This is a genomic window from Streptomyces sp. NPDC085866 (assembly GCF_044541035.1).
In the GTDB taxonomy this organism is placed as follows: domain Bacteria; phylum Actinomycetota; class Actinomycetes; order Streptomycetales; family Streptomycetaceae; genus Streptomyces.
Map to the genome: position 1 here is coordinate 119,534 of NZ_JBITSQ010000015.1, position 19,139 is coordinate 138,672.

Here is a 19,139-nt window from a genome sequence, read left to right on the forward strand (position 1 = left end):
TATGCCAAGAACCGCCCTGCTCGTGTCCGCCGCCCTGCTCACCGCTCTGCTCTCGCCGACCGCGTCCCACGCGGCCGACGACCCCGCCCCCGTCCCCGTCGACCGCTTCGAGGGCGAGGTCCCCTTCGCCTCCCAGCCCGCCGAGGGAATCTTCACCTGGGGGAGTGGCACCGACGACCCGCCGGCCCTGCAACTGACCGCCCGCTCCGACGCCCCCGAGGGCGCCGAGGTCCTCACCGGCAGCTACGACATCAGCGGCTACGGCGGCTTCACCCACGACTACGCCTCGACCGAACCCGCCCACGACTGGTCCGCTCGCAAGGGCATCCGCTTCTGGTGGGACGGCCAGGACAACGGGAAGAAGGTTGCCTTCGAGATCAAGGACGGCGGCGCGAACGGCGAGGCCTCCGAGCTGTGGACGACCTCCTTCACCGACGACTGGACCGGCTGGAGACAGGTCGAGATCCCCTTCACCGACTTCGTCTACCGCACGGACTATCAGCCCGTCGGCGGCATCGACCACGTCCTCGGGCTCACCGGGATGTGGGGCTACGCCGTCACGCTCCCGGTCGGCGTCAAGGGCCGGTTCGCCATGGACGACGTCGAGTTGTACGGCAGGGCCGACCAGTCCTTGCGGGCGAACGTCACCACCGACGCCGCCGTGTACCCCGTCAAGGAGGGCGGTACGGCGGCCGTCAAGGTCACCGTCGCCACCACCGGCTCCGCGCCGATCGACGACCCGGTGACCGTCGCCTACGAGACCGCGGGCGGCACCGCCGACCCCGGCAAGGACTACACCCCGGTCTCCGGCACCCTCACCTTCCCGGCCGGCACGGCCTCCGGCACTTCGAAGACCATCGAGGTGCCCACCCTCCGGGACAAGGCCGCCGAGTCCGCCGAGACCGTCCCGCTCAAGCTCACGGTGACCGGCGCCAAGGCACCCGCCGAGACCCCGCAGGTCGTCGTCGACGCCCACGGACTGCCGTACCTGGATGCGAAGTTGCCGGTCAGGAAGCGCGTCGCCGACCTCGTGTCCCGCATGTCCCTGGCGGAGAAGGCCGGCCAGATGACCCAGGCCGAGCGCGGAGCCGTCGGGGACGGCGGCGACATCGCGACGTACGCCCTCGGGTCACTCCTCTCCGGCGGCGGCTCGACGCCCACGCCCAACACCCCCGAGGCGTGGGCGAAGATGATCGACGCCTTCCAGTTGCGCGCCCGGGCGACCCGCTTCCAGATCCCGCTGATCTACGGCGTCGACGCGGTCCACGGCCACAACAACCTGTCCGGCGCCACGGTCATGCCGCACAACATCGGCATCGGCGCCACCCGCGACCCCCGGCTCGCCGAGCAGGCGGGTGCGGTGACCGCCGCCGAGGTGCGGGCCACCGGCATCCCCTGGGACTTCGCACCCTGCCTGTGCGTGAGCCGCGACGAACGCTGGGGCCGCTCCTACGAGTCCTTCGGCGAGGACCCGGCGCTGGTCCAGTCCATGGAGACCGTCATCCAGGGCCTCCAGGGCCGCGCGAACGGCAGGGACCTGAGCCGGAACGACAAGGTCCTCGCCACCGCCAAGCACTTCGTCGGCGACGGCGGAACCGAGTACGGCTCCTCCACCACCGGGACGTACAAGATCGACCAGGGCGTCACCAAGGTCACCCGGCAGCAGTTGGAGGCCGTCCACCTCGCGCCGTTCGAGACCGCCGTCGACCGCGGCATCGGCACGGTCATGCCGTCGTACTCCTCCCTGGACGTGCTCGGCGACGGGCAGGGCCCGGTGAAGATGCACGCCCGGGCCGACATGATCAACGGCGTCCTCAAGGACCGCATGGGCTTCGACGGCTTCGTCATCAGCGACTGGAACGCCATCGACCAGCTCCCCGGCGACTACGCGTCCCACGTCCGCACCTCGGTAGACGCGGGCCTGGACATGATGATGGTGCCGTACACGTACAAGGACTTCACCGGCACCCTCGTCGACGAGGTGAAGGCCGGCCGGATCAGCGAGCGGCGGATCGACGACGCCGTCTCCCGCATCCTGACCCAGAAGTTCAGGCTCGGCCTCTTCGAACACCCCTACGCCGACACGACCGGCGCTGCCGCGATCGGCTCCCCGGAACATCGGGCCGTGGCCCGCCGGGCCGCCGCCGAGTCCCAGGTGCTGCTGAAGAACAGCGGCGGGCTGCTGCCCCTGAAGAAGAGCGAGAAGGTGTACGTCGCCGGGTCCGACGCCGATGACATCGGCAACCAGTCCGGCGGCTGGACCCTCACCTGGCAGGGCTCCTCCGGGAACATCACCCCGGGCACGACCATCCTCCAGGGCATGCGCGAGGCCGGCGGGAACCTCACCTACTCCAAGGACGCCTCCGCACCGACCGACGGCTACGACGTCGGCGTGGTCGTCGTCGGCGAGACCCCGTACGCCGAGGGCGTCGGCGACGTCGGCAACGGCCACTCCCTGCAGCTGTCCGCCGCCGACCGGGCCACCGTGGACAAGGTGTGCGCGGCCATGAAGTGCGCGGTGCTGATCGTCTCCGGGCGCCCGCAGCTGATCGGCGACCGGCTCGACGGGATCGACGCGCTCGTGGCCTCCTGGCTGCCCGGCACCGAGGGTGAGGGTGTCGCCGACGTCCTCTACGGCAAGCTCCCCTTCACCGGGCAGCTCCCGGTCACCTGGCCCAGGTCCGAGTCCCAGCTGCCGATCAACGTCGGCGACGCGTCGTACGACCCGCAGTTCCCCTACGGCTGGGGCCTGACCACGCTCACCCGGGTCCCGCAGGGCGGCGCCACCACCCTGCGCGCGCTCGCCCTGGCGGCGACGGCGGCCGAGCGGGCGGGCGCCGACCGGACCGGACGCGAGCTGGTCGCCGAGGCGCGGCTGCTCGTCCAGCAGAAGGTGGGGCAGCGGATCACGGAGCCCGTGGCGAAGCCCTTCGCCGACGCGGACCATCTGCTGCTGACCGGCAGGTACGGAGAGGCGGTGCAGAAGCTGACGGAGGCGTACCGGGCCGCGTAGGCACATCCGTCCGATCCGGAGGGATGCCCAATTTTGGGAGGCTTCGGGTAGCTTCGAAGGATGAAGGCCGTCCTGCGGACCCGAAGCCTCCCAGCGCTGCTGCTGGCCGTCCTCACCCTGGTGATCGTGACCGTGCTGACCCCCGGCGCGATGGCGGCCACCAGCATCTCCACCGTCGCCGAGGCTCTCCGCAAGAGCCCGGTCTACGTAGACCCGGCGGCCTCCGCCCAGCTGTCCGCCACCGACGCCGACACACTCGCCCAACAGATCAAGGGTGCGAACAAACCCCTGTTCATCGCGGTCCTGCCCGCCGACTACCCCACCCAGAACCTCTTCTCCGAGCTGCGCACGGCCACCGGCGTCACCGGCCTGTACGCCATCCGCCTCGGCGACCGCTTCGACGCCCGCGCCGACTCCTCGGTGCTCCCGCGCAGCGCCGTGCAGAACCTGGTCACCAGCGTCCAGGGGGAGGACGCCAAGACCCAGCTCACCGACTTCACCGACCGCGCCCTGGCCAACATGGGCGGCCGTGCCCCCGCGTCCTGGGGCTCCTCCGGCAAGGGCGGCGGAGTGTCCACCACGGCACTGGTCACCACGGTCGCGGTCCTCGTGGCCGGCGGCGCGGGCGCCTACGCCCTGGTCCGCCGCAACCGCCGCCGCCACGCCGAGGAGCAGCGGGCCGCCCTGGACCGCCTGCGGGTCGTCGTCGACGAGGACATCACCGCTTTCGGCGAGGAACTCGACCGGCTGGACTTCCACCCGGCCGAGGCGGGCGCCGACGACGCCATGCGCGGGGACTACGAACGGGCCCTGGACGCCTATGACAAGGCCAAGCAGTACATGGCCGACGCCCGGAGACCCGAGGACGTCCGCGCGGTCACCGAGGCCCTCGAGGACGGTCGCTTCTCCCTGGCCCAACTGGCCGCCCGCCGCGAGGGACGCCCCCTCCCGGAGCGCCGCCCGCCCTGCTTCTTCGACCCCCGTCACGGCCCCTCGGTCACCGACGCCGCCTGGACCCCGCCCGGCGGCGCACCCCGCGAGGTCCCGGTCTGCGCGGCCGACGCCACCCGTCTGGCCGACGGCCGCGACCCCGTGATCCGCGAGGTGGACACCGACTACGGCCGCCGCCCCTACTGGGACGCGGGCCCGGCCTACGGCCCCTGGGCGGGCGGCTACTTCGGCGGCGGCATCCTCCCCGGCCTGCTCGTCGGCACCCTGCTCGGCAGCGTGATGGCGACACCGTCGTACGCGGCCGACTACGGCACCGGGTACGGCGACTTCGGCGGCGCGGACTTCGGCAGCGGCGGCTACGAGGGCGGCGACGTGTCCGGCGCGGACTTCGACCCCGGCGACTTCGGCGGCGGCTTCGGCGACGGAGGGGGCTTCGACGGCGGCGGGGGCGGCGGAGGGGACTTCGGCGGGGGCTTCTGAGCGCGTCAGTCGTGCCGCGCGGGCACGTCCATCGTGCCCAGCCGCTCCATCACCGCAGCGGCCAGCGCCAGCACCCCGCGCTCCGTCTCGCCCAGCGCCCCGAGCGCCTCGGCCAGCCATGCGTCCCGCTCGGCCATGTCCCGCTCCAGCGCCCGCCGCCCCGGCTCGGTAAGTGTGAGCACGGCCTGACGCCGGTCCACCGTGCCCGTCTCCCGCACGATCAGCCCATCGGCCTCCAGCTCGGCGAAGACCCGGGTGAGCGACTGCGGCCGCTGCCGCTCCTCCGCCGCGACCTCACCGGGCGTGGCCGACCCGTGCCGGTGCAGATGGCCGAGCACCGCGAGCTGATTGGGGCTGAGACTCCCGTCCCCGCGCTCCTGCCTGAGCCGCCGGTTCAGCCGGACGACGGCACGCCGGAGGAGGGCGGCCTCGGAAAGGTGATCCATGACGAAGAATGATACGCAGATACGTACTGTCTCTGCTTGAGTCGCCCCCATAATCTGGGCTGGTGGCTGACAAACTGATACGCAATGCGTATGAAGCTGCCGTGACGATGACGGCTGTCCTGCTCTCCTGGTCGATCGCCCTGTGGCTGGAGGGTGCGGCCGGACTGCACACCGACTCGGTCGTCCTCGCGGTGGTCCTGACCGTCACGCTCGCCCGGACCCAGCGGACGGCGGACACCCGGAGCCGCCTCAGGGCGCTGGCCCTGCTGCCGGCGGTGTCGGCGGTCTGCGCCCTGGTCGGCCGACTGATCGCCACCCACTACTGTCTGGGCGCGGCCGTCTTCACCGCGGGCATCTCCCTGGCGATCTGGATCCGCCGCTACGGCCCGGTGGCGACCGGGGCAGGCACCCTGATCACCCTTCCGCTGGTGGCGCTCCTGGTGGTCCCCGGCCCTGCCCTCCCGCCCAAGGCGCAAGGGGAGCTGGTGAGCTGGGCATGGTCGGCGCTCATCGGCGCACTGGCGTGGGCGAGCGTGTGGCTGGTGCAGACTGCGGCCGACCGGTACGGCCCCTGGCCGGCCGTAGCCGACCCGGGCACCCCGCGCAGGCCCTCCCGGCTGCGCCCCCGCCCCAGCACACGGATGGCCGTACAGATGGCGGTGGGGGTGGCCGCGTCCTTCGCACTCGGCCGACTGCTCTACGGCGACCACTGGCCGTGGCTGGTCCTGACGGCGTACGTCGTGGCAAGCGGCAACCGGGGCCGAACCGACGTACTGCGCAAGGGAGTCGAGCGATTCGTGGGCGCCTGCGCCGGCACCCTGCTCGCCACGGGCGTGGCGGCGGCCGGCATCACAGGTCACACGGCGATGGTCGTGCTGTTCGCCGTGCTGCCCGTGGCGCTGTGGCTGCGCCCGCTCACCTACGCCTCCTGGGCGGCCGGCATGACCACGGCCCTGTCCCTGCTCCTCGGCTACTTCGGCCAGGACGCGCAGAGCCTGCTGTCCACGCGCCTGGCCGCGATCGCCTTCGGCGCGGTGCTGTCCGTGGGGGTGTCCTGGTTCCTGCTGCCGGTTCAGCGGAAGTCGTGGCGTCGGCGTACGGCACGACGGCCTGCGTAACGCTCACCGGCGGCGTGCCACCAGGCGGGCGGGGAAGGTCCGTCGACGACGGAGGTCGGCTGAGCGGGATGCAACCCGAGCCGCCACAGCGCCCGGGCGTCCACGTTCAGGGCGAGCGTGCCGTGCCAGTGCCCGTCCTCGTCCATGCGGCACATGAGGTCGACCCGCACCTCTTCCCACCCGAACGGCATCCAGTCGATACCGCGCTCGCGCAGTCAACCGAGCAGGAACCGGCCCGGGTTGGGACGTCCCGGCAGGTTCGGGAACGAGGCGAGGAGGACCCAGTCGGTCTGTCCGTGCGCGGAGAGTGCTGCCATCGGACCACTCTGACACGAACAGGCGAACGCCCGCCCTCTCTTTTCGGGGGAGTGGAGGGCGGGCGCGCTCAGGGTGCGGAGGTCTCGGGGGCGGCTGAAGCGCCGGAGGCTCACGCGTTCTTGATCGCCGAGATGTCGAAGTTCAGCTTGATCTTGTCGGAGACCAGAAAGCCGCCGGTCTCCAGCGCCGCGTTCCAGGTCAGGCCCCACTCGGAGCGCAGGATCTCGGTCTTGCCCTCGAAACCGACGCGCTCGTTGCCGAACGGGTCCTTCGCGGCACCGTTGAACTCCAGGTCGATGGTGATCGGCTTGGTCACGCCGAGGATGGAGAGGTCGCCGGTGATGCGGTAGTCGTCGCCGCCCAGGGCCTCGGCCTTGGTGGAGCGGAAGGTCATCGTCGGGAACTCGTCGGTCTTGAAGAAGTCCGAGGACTTCAGGTGGCCGTCACGGTCGGCGTTGCCGGTCTCGACGCTCTCCATCCGGACGTCGATCGTGGCGGTGGACTTGGTGGGGTCGGCGCCGTCCAGGTGCAGCGTGCCCGTGAAGTCCAGGAAGCTGCCCTTGACGTTGGTGACCATCGCGTGGCGCGCCACGAAGCCGATCGTGGTGTGTGCGGGGTCGAGCGTGTAGTCACCGGTCAGCGCGGCCAGGTCGGGGCTGACGGTGGCGGGCGCAGAGGCGGGGGCGGGGGTGCTTTCCTTGCGGCCGAAAATGCCCATGACGTGCTCCTTGGGGACGGGCGCGGTCGGCAGGGCCGAAGCCGCGGCTTTCTGTTTAACGTTCAACGAAGCTAACGACTCCGAAGGTAGACCTATTCCGTTCAGTTTTCAACTTCATCCGCACCGTGTCTCTACGGTAACCGGGAGTCACCGTGTGTGCCCTCTGGTGGGCCCGTGCAGGGCTCGGGCACCATCGGCATGCACCACCTGCACAGCCGCCCCACAGGAAGCACGGCCATCCGCAGGAAGGGTCCCCATGAAGGCCACGAAGGTCCGCTCCGTCCTGACCGCGCTCGCCCTCGTCGTCGCCCCCGGCGTCGCCGTCGTCGGCACCGCCACCGACGCCTTCGCCGTCACCAAGATCAGCCATGCGACCGCCACCCAGATGTTCCGCGACGTCGGCATCACCTGGTCCTCCTCGGGCAACTGCTCCGACCGGAACAACGCCACCTGTACGTCCTTCGAGCAGCTCAACCTCGCCACCGCGCAGGGCGCCCAGACCCTCAAGCGGGCCAGCGGCTGCGCTCTCAACATCACCGGCGGCACCGAGACCGGGCACGCCTCCGGCACCTACTCCCACTGGAACGGCTACAAGCTCGACTACGGCAAGAACACCTGCGTCACGTCGTACATCAAGGGCAAGTTCACCTATATCGGTCTGCGCGGGGACGGCGCCCCGCAGTACCAGTCCGGCTCCGGAAACATCTATGCCGACGAGGGCAGCCACTGGGACGTCCTCTACTACAACTGCGGCGGCTGCTGAGCAGGGGCGGTGACCACCGGCATGGGTACGACCGGACCGACGCGGCGCGCCCTGCTGCTGGCCGCCGCCCTCACCGCCGCCCTGGCGCCCCGGGCCCGGGCGGCACCCGCTGCCGACCCCTACGACACCCTCCGCCACCGCTGGCTCGACATCGCCCTCGGCACCGGATACGACCCGGCCGCCGAGCCGTACGCCTCCCGGCTCGCCCAACTCGGTTCGCTGGCCAGGGAATTCCGGGGCAGCATGGCCCCTGCCCCGGTCTCCCTCTGGCCCGGCCACCCCTTCGACCCGCCCGCCGGCATCACCTTCAGCTACGGCCGCCTGTGGACCATGGCCCAGGCCTACGTCCAGCCCGGCACCGGCTCCACCGGCGACGACACCCTCCTCGCCGACGTGCTGCGCGGACTCGACCACCTCTCCGCCACCGTCTACAACCCGGCCACCACCCGCTACGGCAACTGGTGGGAATGGCAGATCGGCAGCCCCCGGCTCCTCATGGACCTCACGGCCTCCCTGTACGACCACCTCGGCGAGACCCGGGTCGCGGCCGCCTGCGCCGCCGTCGACCACTTCATCCCCGACACGCTGCTCACCGACTACTCCGGCACCTCCACCGGCGCCAACCGCGTCGACCTGTGCCGCTCCGTCGCCCTGCGCGGCATCCTCGGCCGGGCGGGCGACCGCGTCGCGCTCGCCCGGGACGCCCTCTCACCGGTCTTCCCGTACGTCACCCGGGGCGACGGCCTCTACCCCGACGGCTCCTTCGTCCAGCACACCTGGGTCGCCTACTCCGGCACGTACGGCCAGGTGCTGCTCGACGGCCTCGGGCGGCTGTTCGCCCTGCTCGCCGGGTCGCCGTGGGAGGTCACCGACCCGGCCCGGCAGAACGTCCTGGACAGCGTCGAGCACGCCTACGCCCCCCTGATCCACGACGGGTTGGTGATGGACTGCGTCAACGGCCGTGCCATAAGCCGGGGTTACCTGCTCAGCGACGACCTGCACATCATGCGCAGCGACCATTTCCACGGCCAGGCCCTGATCGCGGCCATCACCCTGCTCGCGGGCGGCGCGAGCGAGGCGGAGCGGGAGCGGTGGCACGGCCGGATCAAGGGCTGGATCCAACGAGACACCGTGACACCCGTCCTGACGGCAGGTCAGTTCGAGGTGGCCGACCTCGCCCGGCTGCACGCCGTCGCCGAAGCGACCGTACCCGCGAGCCCGGAACCCGTCGGACACCGCCTCTTTCCGGCCATGGACCGGGCCGTCCACCGCCGCCCCCGTTTCACCGCCGCGCTCTCCATGGCCTCCGACCGCATCGCCCACTACGAGTGCGGCAACGGCGAGAACCCGCGCGGCTGGCACACCGGCGCCGGGATGCTCTCCTGGTGGCCTGCCGGGCGCGGCGACCGGTCCGATCAGTACACAGACTGGTTCTGGCCGACCGTGGACTGGTACCGCCTCCCCGGCACGACCGTGTCGACCAGGCGCCTCGCCGACCGGGCCGGCGGCGAGTGGGGTGCCCCCAAACCGGACGTCCGCTGGGTCGGCGGCGCGACCGACGGCGAGTACGCGGCCGTCGGCCAGCACCTCAAGGGGCTCGGGTCGACGCTGGAGGCCCGCAAGTCCTGGTTCTTCCTCGACGACGCCGTCGTCTGCCTGGGCGCCGGGATCACCTGCGCCGACGGCGCCCCCGTCCAGACGGTCGTGGACAACCGCAACCTCGGCGAGAACGGCGCCCAGACCCTCGTGCGCGGCCTTGGCTGGGCCCATCTGGAGGGCCACGGCGGCTGGATCCTGCCCTGCGGCGGCGAGCTGCGCACCCTGCGCGAGGACCGCACCGGCGCCTGGTCCGACATCAACACCACCAGTACGGCCGAGCGCCGCACCCGCCGCTGGCAGACCCTGTGGCTCGACCACGGCACCGACCCGGCCGCCGCCGCGTACGCCTATGTCCTGCTGCCGGGCGCCTCTCGCGGCGAGGTCGCCGCCCGGGCCGCCGACCGTCACTGGCTGTGCGTCCTCGCCAACGACGCCCGCCGCCAGGCCGTCGCCGTGCCCACGCTCGGCCTGACCGCGGCGAACCTGTGGGAAGCCGGTACTGTGGGTGGCCTGAGCGCCTCCGCAGGCGCGAGCGTGCTCGTCCGGCGCCGGGGCGCGACCGTTACCCTCTGTGTCAGCGAGCCGCCCCGAACGGGCACCCCTCTGGAGATCGTCTGGGACCACCCCGTGCGCTCGGTCGTCCGCGCCGACGACACCGTGGAAGTCCTCTCGGCGGGGCGCCGTCTGAGGGTCCGTGTCACTCCAGGGATGGCATGTTCCACACACGAATGTGAGCTGGCTCTCAGGTGACCCCTTTGTGGCTTCCCTACAACGCCGACGCCCCCTGAGCAGTCGGAACGGCTGCATGCCGCTGTGGTTCTGTTCGGTGGCACCAGGAAAACGGGCTGGAGACTGTACGGAGTCGACGGCTCGCTTTCCTTGGTCTCCTTCGTAAGGTCGCTACATGACCGTTTTGGAAGAGACGACGGGTGAGCCGACCGGCGAGCCGACGGACGCGCGCGGACGGGTCGCCGAGCTGCACGAGATCCGTGCGCAGGCCGTGGCAGGCCCCAGCGAGAAGGCGACCGAGGCGCAGCACGCCAAGGGCAAGCTGACGGCGCGGGAGCGCATCGAGCTGCTCCTGGACCCGGGGTCCTTCCAGGAGGTCGAGCAGCTGCGCCGGCACCGGGCGACCGGGTTCGGCCTGGAGGCGAAGAAGCCGTACACCGACGGTGTCATCACCGGCTGGGGCACGGTGGAGGGCCGCACGGTCTTCGTGTACGCCCATGACTTCCGGATCTTCGGCGGTGCGCTGGGCGAGGCCCACGCCACCAAGATCCACAAGATCATGGACATGGCCATCGCGGCCGGTGCGCCGCTGGTCTCCCTGAACGACGGCGCGGGTGCCCGTATCCAGGAGGGCGTCTCGGCCCTCGCCGGCTACGGCGGCATCTTCCAGCGCAACACGAAGGCCTCGGGTGTCATCCCGCAGATCTCCGTGATGCTGGGCCCGTGCGCGGGCGGCGCGGCGTACTCCCCGGCGCTGACGGACTTCGTGTTCATGGTCCGCGAGACCTCCCAGATGTTCATCACCGGACCGGACGTGGTCAAGGCGGTGACGGGCGAGGAGATCACCCAGAACGGCCTCGGCGGCGCGGACGTGCACGCCGAGACGAGCGGTGTCTGCCACTTCGCGTACGACGACGAGGAGACCTGCATCGCCGAGGTGCGCTACCTCCTCTCGCTGCTGCCGCAGAACAACCGCGAGAACCCGCCCCGGGTGGAGTCCAGCGACCCGGTGGACCGCCGCAGCGACGTCCTGCTCGACCTGGTCCCGGCGGACGGCAACCGGCCGTACGACATGGCCAAGGTCATCGAGGAGATCGTCGACGACGGCGAGTACCTGGAGGTCCACGAGCGCTGGGCGCGGAACATCATCTGCGCGCTGGCCCGCCTGGACGGCCAGGTGGTCGGCATCATCGCCAACCAGCCCCAGGTCCTGGCCGGCGTCCTGGACATCGAGGCCAGTGAAAAAGCTGCGCGCTTTGTCCAGATGTGTGACGCTTTCAATGTCCCGATCGTGACCTTCCTGGACGTACCGGGGTTCCTGCCCGGTGTCGACCAGGAGCACGGCGGAATCATCCGCCACGGCGCGAAGCTGCTGTACGCCTACTGCAACGCGACCGTGCCGAGGATTTCGCTCATCCTGCGCAAGGCGTACGGAGGTGCCTACATCGTCATGGACTCCCAGTCGATCGGCGCCGACCTCACCTACGCCTGGCCCACCAACGAGATCGCCGTGATGGGCGCGGAGGGCGCGGCCAACGTCATCTTCCGCCGTCAGATCGCCGACGCCGAGGACCCCGAGGCCATGCGCCAGAAGATGGTCAAGGAGTACAAGGCCGAGCTGATGCACCCGTACTACGCGGCGGAGCGCGGCCTGGTGGACGACGTCATCGACCCCGCCGAGACCCGCGAGGTCCTGGTCAAGTCCCTGGCGATGCTGCAGTCCAAGCACGCCGACCTGCCCTCCCGCAAGCACGGCAACCCCCCGCAGTAACCGAGCGGACCCGTCGCGGCAACCCCGCGGACCTCTCTCTCACGGAGACTGACATCCATGAACACGCCTGACATCCGCGTCGAGAAGGGCCACGCCGAGCCCGAGGAAGTCGCCGCCATCACGGCCGTCCTCCTGGCCCGTGCGGCCGCCCAGCCGGCGGCTTCGTCCCAGACCCACCGAGGCCGTGCCAAGGCCGGCTGGCGCCGCCTCGAGCGCGAGCCCGGCTTCCGGGCGCCGCACAGCTGGCACTGAGTTTCTGCGCGTGACCTGGGCCCCGCCTCTCCTCCGGGAGGGCGGGGCCCAGGTGTGTGTTCCGACGCCACGGGTGCGCCCACACAGGGAAGTACGCGCACGACAAAGGCCCCTGTCCCTCACGAGGAGGGACAGGGGCCGAAGTCTGTTGTGCCGAGCGGCAGTCCTAGCGCAGGCGCGCCATCAGCGCGTGCTCCACCAGGGTGATCAGAGCCGACTTGGCGTCCGCGCGGTGGCGGGCGTCCGTCGTGATGATCGGGGTGTCGGGACCGATCTGCAGGGCCTCGCGCACCTCGTCCGGATTGTACGGCTGGTTGCCGTCGAAGCCGTTGAGGGCGATGACGAAGGGCAGGCCCGAGTTCTCGAAGTAGTCGACCGCGGGGAAGCAGTCGGCGAGGCGGCGGGTGTCGACCAGGACGATCGCGCCGATGGCGCCGCGCACCAGGTCGTCCCACATGAACCAGAAGCGGTCCTGACCGGGCGTACCGAAGAGGTACAGGATCAGGTCCTGGTCCAGGGTGATACGGCCGAAGTCCATGGCCACCGTGGTGGTGGTCTTGTCTCCGGTGTGGGTGAGGTCGTCGATGCCTGCCGAAGCGGACGTCATGACGGCCTCTGTGCGCAGCGGGTTGATCTCCGAGACGGCGCCGACGAACGTGGTCTTGCCCACGCCGAAGCCGCCCGCCACCACGATCTTCGCGGAGGTGGTGGAGCGGGAAGGACCGCCGCTAGAGCTTGCGAAGTCCACTGAGCACCCTTTCGAGCAGTGTCACGTCTGGCTGGCCACCGGCGTTCTCGTCGCCGCCGGGCTGATGGATGGCGACCAGGCCCGCCTCCGCCAAGTCGGCGACGAGGATCCTGGCCACGCCGAGGGGGATCGTGAGCAGGGCCGAGACCTCGGCCACCGACTTGATCTCCCGGCACAGGTTGCAGATCCGCTGATGCTCGGGCAGCTGGCCCTGCATCTGGTGCGGCTGCGCGGTGGTGTGCACCAGTGCCTCGATGGCGAGCTGGTAGCGCGGGCGGGTCCGGCCGCCGGTCATGGCGTACGGACGCACCAGGGGGTTGTTGGACGCCGTGGCCGGCGCCGGCTCGGGGCGGCGCTGGGGCTGCACCGGCTGGATACGCGGGGCCGACGGCTGGTCGTACGGCGACGGACCGGGGCCCTGCGGCGCGTACGGCTGCCGGTGGCTCGGGGCGGAGGGGAAGTTGTACCGGTTCGCGGAACCGTCGCCCTGGCCCTGGGCAGGGCCGTACGACCAGTTGCCGTTATTCGAACCGCCTGGGGGTGTTGCCACTTTCTCTCCTCCTCCGACTGCGCCGGGCACCCATCCCTGTGGAGCCGCGTCCCGAAACCTTACGGCCCCGGGACGCGTATACGCACCGTTCGTCTGTTAGTTGAGAAGGCTTCCCTGGAGTTCTGCACGCAGATCCGGGGTGAGGACCGTGCCGGCGCGGTCCACCAGAAGGGCCATCTCGTACCCGATGAGGCCGATGTCCGCCTCCGGGTGGGCCAGAACGGCGAGTGACGAACCATCAGAGATGGACATGATGAACAGGAATCCCCGCTCCATCTCCACAACCGTCTGGTTCACGCTGCCCCCCTCGAAGATCCGGGAGGCGCCTGCCGTCAGAGACGTCAGACCGGAGGCGACGGCCGCGAGCTGGTCGGCGCGGTCGCGGGGGAAGCCTTCGGACATCGCCAGAAGGAGTCCGTCGGCGGAGACCACCACCGTGTGGGACACCCCCGGGGTGTTGTCCACGAAGTTGGTGATCAACCAGTTCAGGTTCTGTGCCGCCTGGCTCATCGGGCTCACACTAACGCTCCTGGTTGTAGGTGCTGTCAGGACCGAAGCCCTGGCCGTTCGTTTCACTGCCTGCGCTGCGTCCGCGCTGGACGCCCCGACGCAGGTTGCTCAGCCTGCCCCGGACATCCTCCGGGGCGCGGGAGACCTGTGGGCCTCCCTGAGGGGTGCTCTCGGCGGTGCCCTCGACCAGGTTGGCCTTGGGTACCCGCCGCGGCAGGCCGGAGGAGGTGACCCCGCCCGCCTTGGGCTTCCGGAGCTGCGAGGCCTGCTGCCAGCGCTCGTCGTTCGCCGAACGCCAGCCGCTGTCACCGTTCTGCCCCGGGGCGTTGCCCGGTGCGGGAGCCGGCGCTTCCTGCTGCACGCGTGCCGTGCCGTTGGTGGCGCTCGAGCCGTTGGAGCCGCTCGGGACGGATCCACGGCGGGGGAGCCCGGCGTCGGTCAGCTGGTGGGAGGCGGGAGTGGCCGGTCCCGGACGGTCGAAGCCTACGTGGTTCCGCTCATCTGCGTCACCGGCCTGCGCGGATTCCGTTTCCGGAGCGTACTGGGCCGGATAGCCGTTCTGGTAACCGTGCTGCTGCGGCTGCTGCGGCTGCTGCGGCTGCTGCGGCCAGTCGTCCTGGTAGGACTGGCTCTCGTAGGAGCCGAATCCGTCGGACGCGGAGGCGTGCGCGGGCGCGTGCTCGTCCTGAGCGGGCTCCGAATACGCGGGCTCGGGGTAGCCGCTGCCGTTCTGGGAGAAGTCGTCGCGCTGCGGCAGACCGTCGTTCGGCGAGTAGTACTGGTCGTCGTACGCCTTCTCGTACGAGGTGTGCTGCTGCTCCTCGTACGTCTGCTCCTGGTACGCCTGCTGCGGCTGCTCCTGGTACGACGGCTGCTCGGTGTAACCCGTGCTGCTGCCGTCGTAGCCCTGCTGCGTGTCGAAGTCGTCCCGGAACGCGGGCTGCTCGGCGGCCTCCTGCGGCTGGCCGTGGTTCTGGGCCTCCAGGGCCGCCCGGCGCCCCTCGCGCATCAGGGAGCGGCCGACGGGGTCCAGTCCGCGGATGTCGTCGGGGACCTCGGAGTACCGGCTGTCGTCGAAGCCCAGCTCGGCGGCGGTGCGCATGGGCGCCACCTGGCCGAAGCTCTCACCCTGGAACTGCTGGTCCGGGATGATCTGGGAGACCGTGAACTCCTCGTGGTCCAGCGGCGCCTCGGCGCCACCGCCGTGCGTGATGGCGTCCGGCAGCATGACCAGGGAGGTCGTGCCCGCCTGCTCGCCCGAGGGACGCAGCTGGACGCGGATGCCGTGCCGGTCGGACAGCCGGCCGACCACGAAGAGGCCCATGCGCTGCGAGATCGCGGCGTCCACGGTCGGCGGGTTGGCCAGCTTGTGGTTGATGTCCGCGAAGTCCTCGGCGGTGAGGCCGATGCCCTTGTCGTGGATCTCGATCATCACGCGGCCGTCGGGGAGACGGGTCGCGGTGACGCGGACCTTGGTCTGCGGGGAGGAGAACGTCGTGGCGTTCTCCAGCAGCTCGGCGAGCAGGTGCACGAGGTCGGTCACGGCACGGCCGTGGATCTCGGCCTCCGGGACACCGGACAGCTCGATGCGCTCGTACTGCTCCACCTCGGAGGAGGCGGCGCGCAGGACGTCGACCAGCGGGACCGGCTGGTCCCAGCGGCGGCCCGGCTCCTCGCCGGCGAGGACCAGGAGGTTCTCGCCGTTGCGGCGCATACGGGTCGCGAGGTGGTCCAGGCGGAAGAGGTTCTCCAGCTGGTCCGGGTCGGCCTCGTTGTTCTCCAGGTCGGTGATCAGGGTCAGCTGGCCCTCGATCAGCGACTGGTTGCGGCGCGACAGGTTGGTGAAGATCGCGTTGATGTTGCCCCGCAGCAGGGCCTGCTCGGCGGCGAGCCGGACGGCCTCGCGGTGGACCTGGTCGAAGGCGCGGGCGACCTCACCGATCTCGTCGGTCGAGTTGATCGGGATCGGTGCGACGCGGGTGTCGACGCGGCCGGGGTCGGTGCGCGAGAGCTGGTCGACCAGCATCGGCAGGCGCTGCTCGGCGATGCCGAAGGCGGCGTTGCGCAGCTGGCGCATCGACCGGCTCATCTGGCGGGCGACCGTACCGGCCAGGATGAACGCGAGGAGCAGGGCGACGACGACCACGGCGCCGGTGATGATCGCGGAGGTCTTGGCGTCGTCAGCGATGCTCGACGCCTCGCTCACGGCCTTGTCGGCCATGTCCGACTCGATCGTGCGGTATGCGTTGAACTTGAGGGTGTTGACCGCCCACCAGTTCTCCGCGCTGATGCCGCCCAGAGCGAGCTGCTGGCGCGCGGCGGGAGCCGTGGAGTCCAGCTGGGCGAGCGCTCCGATCATCTTCGTCGGGGCCGGCGGGGGCACGTAGTTCGGGTTCTTGGCCTTGGCCTGCTGGGCCATGGCCGCGGCCTTGGTCTGGATGTCCTTCTTCAGCTGGTCGAGCTTGTCCGCGTCGGCCTGGGTGCCACCGCCCTCGTACTCCTCGACGGCGATGCCCTCGAGATAGGCGTACGAGGACAGGGCAACACGCTGGCTCGCCAGGTTCGGGGCGTCCGGACCCGGCTTCTCCAGGATGTGCATGCCGATGGAGCGCTCCAGCGACAGTGCCGCCTTGGTGAGCGAGATGGCGTAGACGGTACGGCCGTAGGAGGTGATGTTTCCGGTGCCGAGGCCCAGCTCGTTGGCGAACTCCATGAGCGGGTGGGCGACCTTGACGTAGCCCTCCTCGGTCTGCACACCGGTGAACTTGGAGGTGTACGCGCCGGCGCGCAGCGTCTGCAGGAAGGGCTCGGCCTTGCGGAACAGCGTCAGCCGGCGATTGAGTCCGGACTTGTCCGGCATGCTCTGCGCCGCGTCGTCGAAGGCCTGGGCGGCGCGGTCGGTGGCGGCGCGGGCCTGCTTGACGGTGAGCTTGTCCTCGGGGGACTGGCTCTTGCCCTTCAGCAGGGGCGTGGCCGTGATGTCCCGCTCGTTGTAGAGGGCATCGGCGTAGGACAGCGAGGCCCGGACCAGGCGGGCGGTGTTCTCCGCGTCCTGAGCGTCCTGCCAGGTGTCGATCGAGTTCTTCACCTGGAAGCCGCCCATGACGAGACCCACCGCCACGGGTATGAGCAGAATCGCGTTCAGCCTGGTCGGCACGCGCCAGTTGCGCGGGGAGAAACGGCCGCCGCTCTTCGCGGGAGTGGCCGCCGGCTCCGAGCCGGGCACAGGGGTGGGCGCCGCAGCGCGCGGCGGCGGGGTGAAGTTGCCCCGCGCCGACGGCTCGGGACCGTTCTTGCTTCGCCTCACTCGACCAACAACCTCTCGGCGGTCGGCACCTTCGTCGTGCCGCAGTCTCTCAGAGCCCCGTTCGTCATCGACCACTAGGTACGTCTTTGACTATTGGGCAGTTCAGGCATTCCAGCACGTGGACCAGCGCACTTCCAAACAGTGGAAACCCCCGGACGGTGCACATGTAAGCCCTAGATAAAACGGTCATAAAGAGCGAGCCCCGCCAAAAGGCGGGGCGTTTGTGAGCACAGCGGCACCGCTCGACCGCGTCGCGTGGTGATGCCGGGGGATTCCTCTGCCGAACTGTTATGAACAGCGGAGCCGACCGTGTCAAAGGCCACAGTCGGCTCCGATGGCTTTACGGCAACTGCCGTACGGCACGTTGTACTTGGGTGCTACCGCAGGCGGGCCATCAAGGCGTGCTCCACGAGCGTGATCAGCGCACTCTTGGCGTCCGCGCGGTGGCGGGCGTCCGTCGTGATGATCGGCGAGTCCGGCCCGATCTGCAGGGCCTCGCGCACCTCGTCGGGGGTGTACGGCTGATGGCCGTCGAAGCCGTTGAGGGCGATGACGAACGGCAGACCGCTGTTCTCGAAGTAGTCCACGGCCGGGAAGCAGTCGGCGAGGCGCCGGGTGTCCACGAGCACCACCGCGCCGATGGCGCCGCGCACCAGGTCGTCCCACATGAACCAGAAGCGGTCCTGACCGGGCGTACCGAAGAGGTACAGGATCAGGTCCTGGTCCAGGGTGATACGGCCGAAGTCCATGGCCACCGTGGTGGTGGTCTTGTCCCCGGTGTGGGTGAGGTCGTCGATGCCTGCCGAAGCGGACGTCATGACGGCCTCTGTGCGCAGCGGGTTGATCTCCGAGACGGCGCCGACGAACGTGGTCTTGCCCACGCCGAAGCCGCCCGCCACCACGATCTTCGCCGAGGTGGTGGCCCGGCCCGCGTCAGAGCTTGCGAAGTCCACTGAGCACCCTTTCGAGCAGCGTCACGTCCGGAGCGCCGCCGTTGTTCTCGTCGCCACCCGGCTGGTGAATGGCGACCAGGCCGGCCTCGGCGAGGTCGGCCACCAGGATCCGGGCCACGCCGAGCGGCATGGCCAGCAGCGCCGACACCTCCGCGACCGACTTGACCTCACGGCACAGGTGGCAGATGCGCTGGTGCTCCGGGAGCAGCCCCATGAGCGCTGCCGGGTCGGCCGTGGTGCTGATCAGCGCCTCGATGGCGAGCTGATAGCGCGGCCGGGTCCGGCCACCGGTCATCGCGTACGGACGTACCAGCGGCTGGTCGCCCTCATCCCCGTACGGCTCCGCGTACGGATCATGAGAGGCGGTGGGCGGGGTCATGAATCCTCCGGGCGGGACAGCAAGTCGGTCAGTCAAGCCGTCTGACGGGGCCGGTGGGGGGATTGTGGCGGCCGGACGGTGTTTTCGTGAGGTGGGTGGTGCCGGGGCGGGTCAGTGGAGCAGACTGCCCTGGAGTTCGGCGCGCAGGTCCGGGGTGAGTACCGCACCCGCGCGGTCGACGAGCAGTGCCATCTCGTAGCCGACGAGACCGATGTCGCACTCCGGGTGGGCCAGGACCGCGAGGGACGACCCGTCCGAGACGGACATCAGGAAGAGGAAACCGCGCTCCATCTCGACGACCGTCTGCGCCACGTTGCCGCCCTCGAAGATCCGGGACGCCCCGGCCGTGAGGGAGGTCAACCCGGAGGCGACGGCGGCGAGCTGGTCGGCGCGGTCCCGCGGGAAGCCTTCGGACATCGCCAGCAGAAGGCCGTCGGCGGAGACCACCACCGTGTGCGACACCCCGGGGGTGTTGTCCACGAAGTTGGTGATCAACCAGTTCAGGTTCTGTGCCGCCTGGCTCATCGGACTCAA

The 19,139-nt window shown here is 70.4% G+C and carries 17 protein-coding genes; 7 read left to right on the forward strand and 10 right to left on the reverse strand.

Annotated features, from left to right (window positions below):
* The first annotated feature begins 1 nt into the window (after position 1).
* Both ACIF83_RS33570 and ACIF83_RS33575 read left to right on the forward strand, forming a co-directional pair.
* Complete coding sequence (locus ACIF83_RS33570; protein ID WP_399732565.1) at positions 2–3,013, forward strand: glycoside hydrolase family 3 protein; 3,012 nt, start codon at positions 2–4, stop codon at positions 3,011–3,013.
* A 60-nt stretch (positions 3,014–3,073) separates the two neighbouring features.
* On the forward strand, positions 3,074–4,444 hold the full coding sequence (locus tag ACIF83_RS33575; protein WP_399732568.1) for a hypothetical protein: 1,371 nt from the start codon (positions 3,074–3,076) through the stop codon (positions 4,442–4,444).
* Between the two features lie 5 nt (positions 4,445–4,449).
* On the opposite strand, the gene ACIF83_RS33580 is transcribed toward ACIF83_RS33575, so the two are convergent.
* Positions 4,450–4,890, reverse strand: a complete 441-nt coding sequence (locus ACIF83_RS33580) for a MarR family winged helix-turn-helix transcriptional regulator (protein ID WP_393480499.1) — start codon at positions 4,888–4,890, stop codon at positions 4,450–4,452.
* 107 nt (positions 4,891–4,997) lie between these two features.
* On the opposite strand from ACIF83_RS33580, the gene ACIF83_RS33585 reads away from it, so the two are divergent.
* A complete protein-coding gene (locus ACIF83_RS33585; RefSeq protein WP_399732740.1) occupies positions 4,998–6,008 on the forward strand; it encodes an FUSC family protein in 1,011 nt (336 codons plus the stop codon).
* On the opposite strand, the gene ACIF83_RS33590 is transcribed toward ACIF83_RS33585, so the two are convergent.
* Together ACIF83_RS33590 and ACIF83_RS33595 are read right to left on the reverse strand one after the other, a co-directional pair.
* A complete protein-coding gene (locus tag ACIF83_RS33590) occupies positions 5,963–6,199 on the reverse strand; it encodes a hypothetical protein (protein ID WP_393480498.1) in 237 nt (78 codons plus the stop codon). The genes ACIF83_RS33585 and ACIF83_RS33590 overlap by 46 nt on opposite strands.
* A 236-nt stretch (positions 6,200–6,435) precedes the next feature.
* Positions 6,436–7,044, reverse strand: a complete 609-nt coding sequence (locus tag ACIF83_RS33595) for a YceI family protein (RefSeq protein ID WP_393480497.1) — start codon at positions 7,042–7,044, stop codon at positions 6,436–6,438.
* A 256-nt stretch (positions 7,045–7,300) separates the two neighbouring features.
* On the opposite strand from ACIF83_RS33595, the gene ACIF83_RS33600 reads away from it, so the two are divergent.
* From ACIF83_RS33600 to ACIF83_RS33615, 4 genes are all read left to right on the forward strand, one after another.
* Positions 7,301–7,807: a hypothetical protein gene (locus tag ACIF83_RS33600; protein WP_398139770.1), complete on the forward strand. Its 507-nt coding sequence runs from the start codon at positions 7,301–7,303 to the stop codon at positions 7,805–7,807.
* Positions 7,808–7,828: 21 nt separating this feature from the next.
* Positions 7,829–10,156 carry a polysaccharide lyase 8 family protein gene (locus tag ACIF83_RS33605; protein ID WP_399732743.1) on the forward strand — a complete coding sequence of 776 codons (2,328 nt, stop codon included), beginning with the start codon at positions 7,829–7,831 and terminating at the stop codon, positions 10,154–10,156.
* A 154-nt stretch (positions 10,157–10,310) separates the two neighbouring features.
* The gene (locus ACIF83_RS33610; RefSeq protein ID WP_393480492.1) at positions 10,311–11,906 is read left to right on the forward strand and encodes an acyl-CoA carboxylase subunit beta; all 1,596 of its coding nucleotides are present in this window, start codon (positions 10,311–10,313) and stop codon (positions 11,904–11,906) included.
* 57 nt (positions 11,907–11,963) lie between these two features.
* On the forward strand, positions 11,964–12,158 hold the full coding sequence (locus ACIF83_RS33615; protein WP_145883484.1) for an acyl-CoA carboxylase subunit epsilon: 195 nt from the start codon (positions 11,964–11,966) through the stop codon (positions 12,156–12,158).
* A gap of 166 nt (positions 12,159–12,324) precedes the next feature.
* Here ACIF83_RS33615 and ACIF83_RS33620 read toward each other — a convergent pair whose 3' ends face one another.
* The 7 genes from ACIF83_RS33620 to ACIF83_RS33650 form a co-directional block, all read right to left on the reverse strand.
* A complete protein-coding gene (locus ACIF83_RS33620) occupies positions 12,325–12,906 on the reverse strand; it encodes an ATP/GTP-binding protein (RefSeq protein ID WP_026248371.1) in 582 nt (193 codons plus the stop codon).
* Complete coding sequence (locus ACIF83_RS33625; protein ID WP_393480489.1) at positions 12,887–13,456, reverse strand: DUF742 domain-containing protein; 570 nt, start codon at positions 13,454–13,456, stop codon at positions 12,887–12,889. The genes ACIF83_RS33620 and ACIF83_RS33625 overlap by 20 nt, the downstream gene beginning before the upstream one ends.
* A 96-nt stretch (positions 13,457–13,552) precedes the next feature.
* Complete coding sequence (locus tag ACIF83_RS33630; protein ID WP_004983065.1) at positions 13,553–13,966, reverse strand: roadblock/LC7 domain-containing protein; 414 nt, start codon at positions 13,964–13,966, stop codon at positions 13,553–13,555.
* Positions 13,967–13,976: 10 nt separating this feature from the next.
* Positions 13,977–17,273 (reverse strand): nitrate- and nitrite sensing domain-containing protein, encoded by a 3,297-nt coding sequence (locus ACIF83_RS33635; protein WP_399732575.1) that lies wholly within the window; start codon positions 17,271–17,273, stop codon positions 13,977–13,979.
* A 377-nt stretch (positions 17,274–17,650) separates the two neighbouring features.
* Positions 17,651–18,226, reverse strand: a complete 576-nt coding sequence (locus ACIF83_RS33640) for an ATP/GTP-binding protein (RefSeq protein ID WP_393480484.1) — start codon at positions 18,224–18,226, stop codon at positions 17,651–17,653.
* A complete protein-coding gene (locus ACIF83_RS33645; RefSeq protein WP_019058642.1) occupies positions 18,207–18,605 on the reverse strand; it encodes a DUF742 domain-containing protein in 399 nt (132 codons plus the stop codon). Before ACIF83_RS33645 ends, ACIF83_RS33640 begins: the two co-directional genes overlap by 20 nt.
* Before the next feature lie 111 nt (positions 18,606–18,716).
* A complete protein-coding gene (locus ACIF83_RS33650) occupies positions 18,717–19,130 on the reverse strand; it encodes a roadblock/LC7 domain-containing protein (RefSeq protein WP_003973453.1) in 414 nt (137 codons plus the stop codon).
* Positions 19,131–19,139 lie beyond the last annotated feature (9 nt).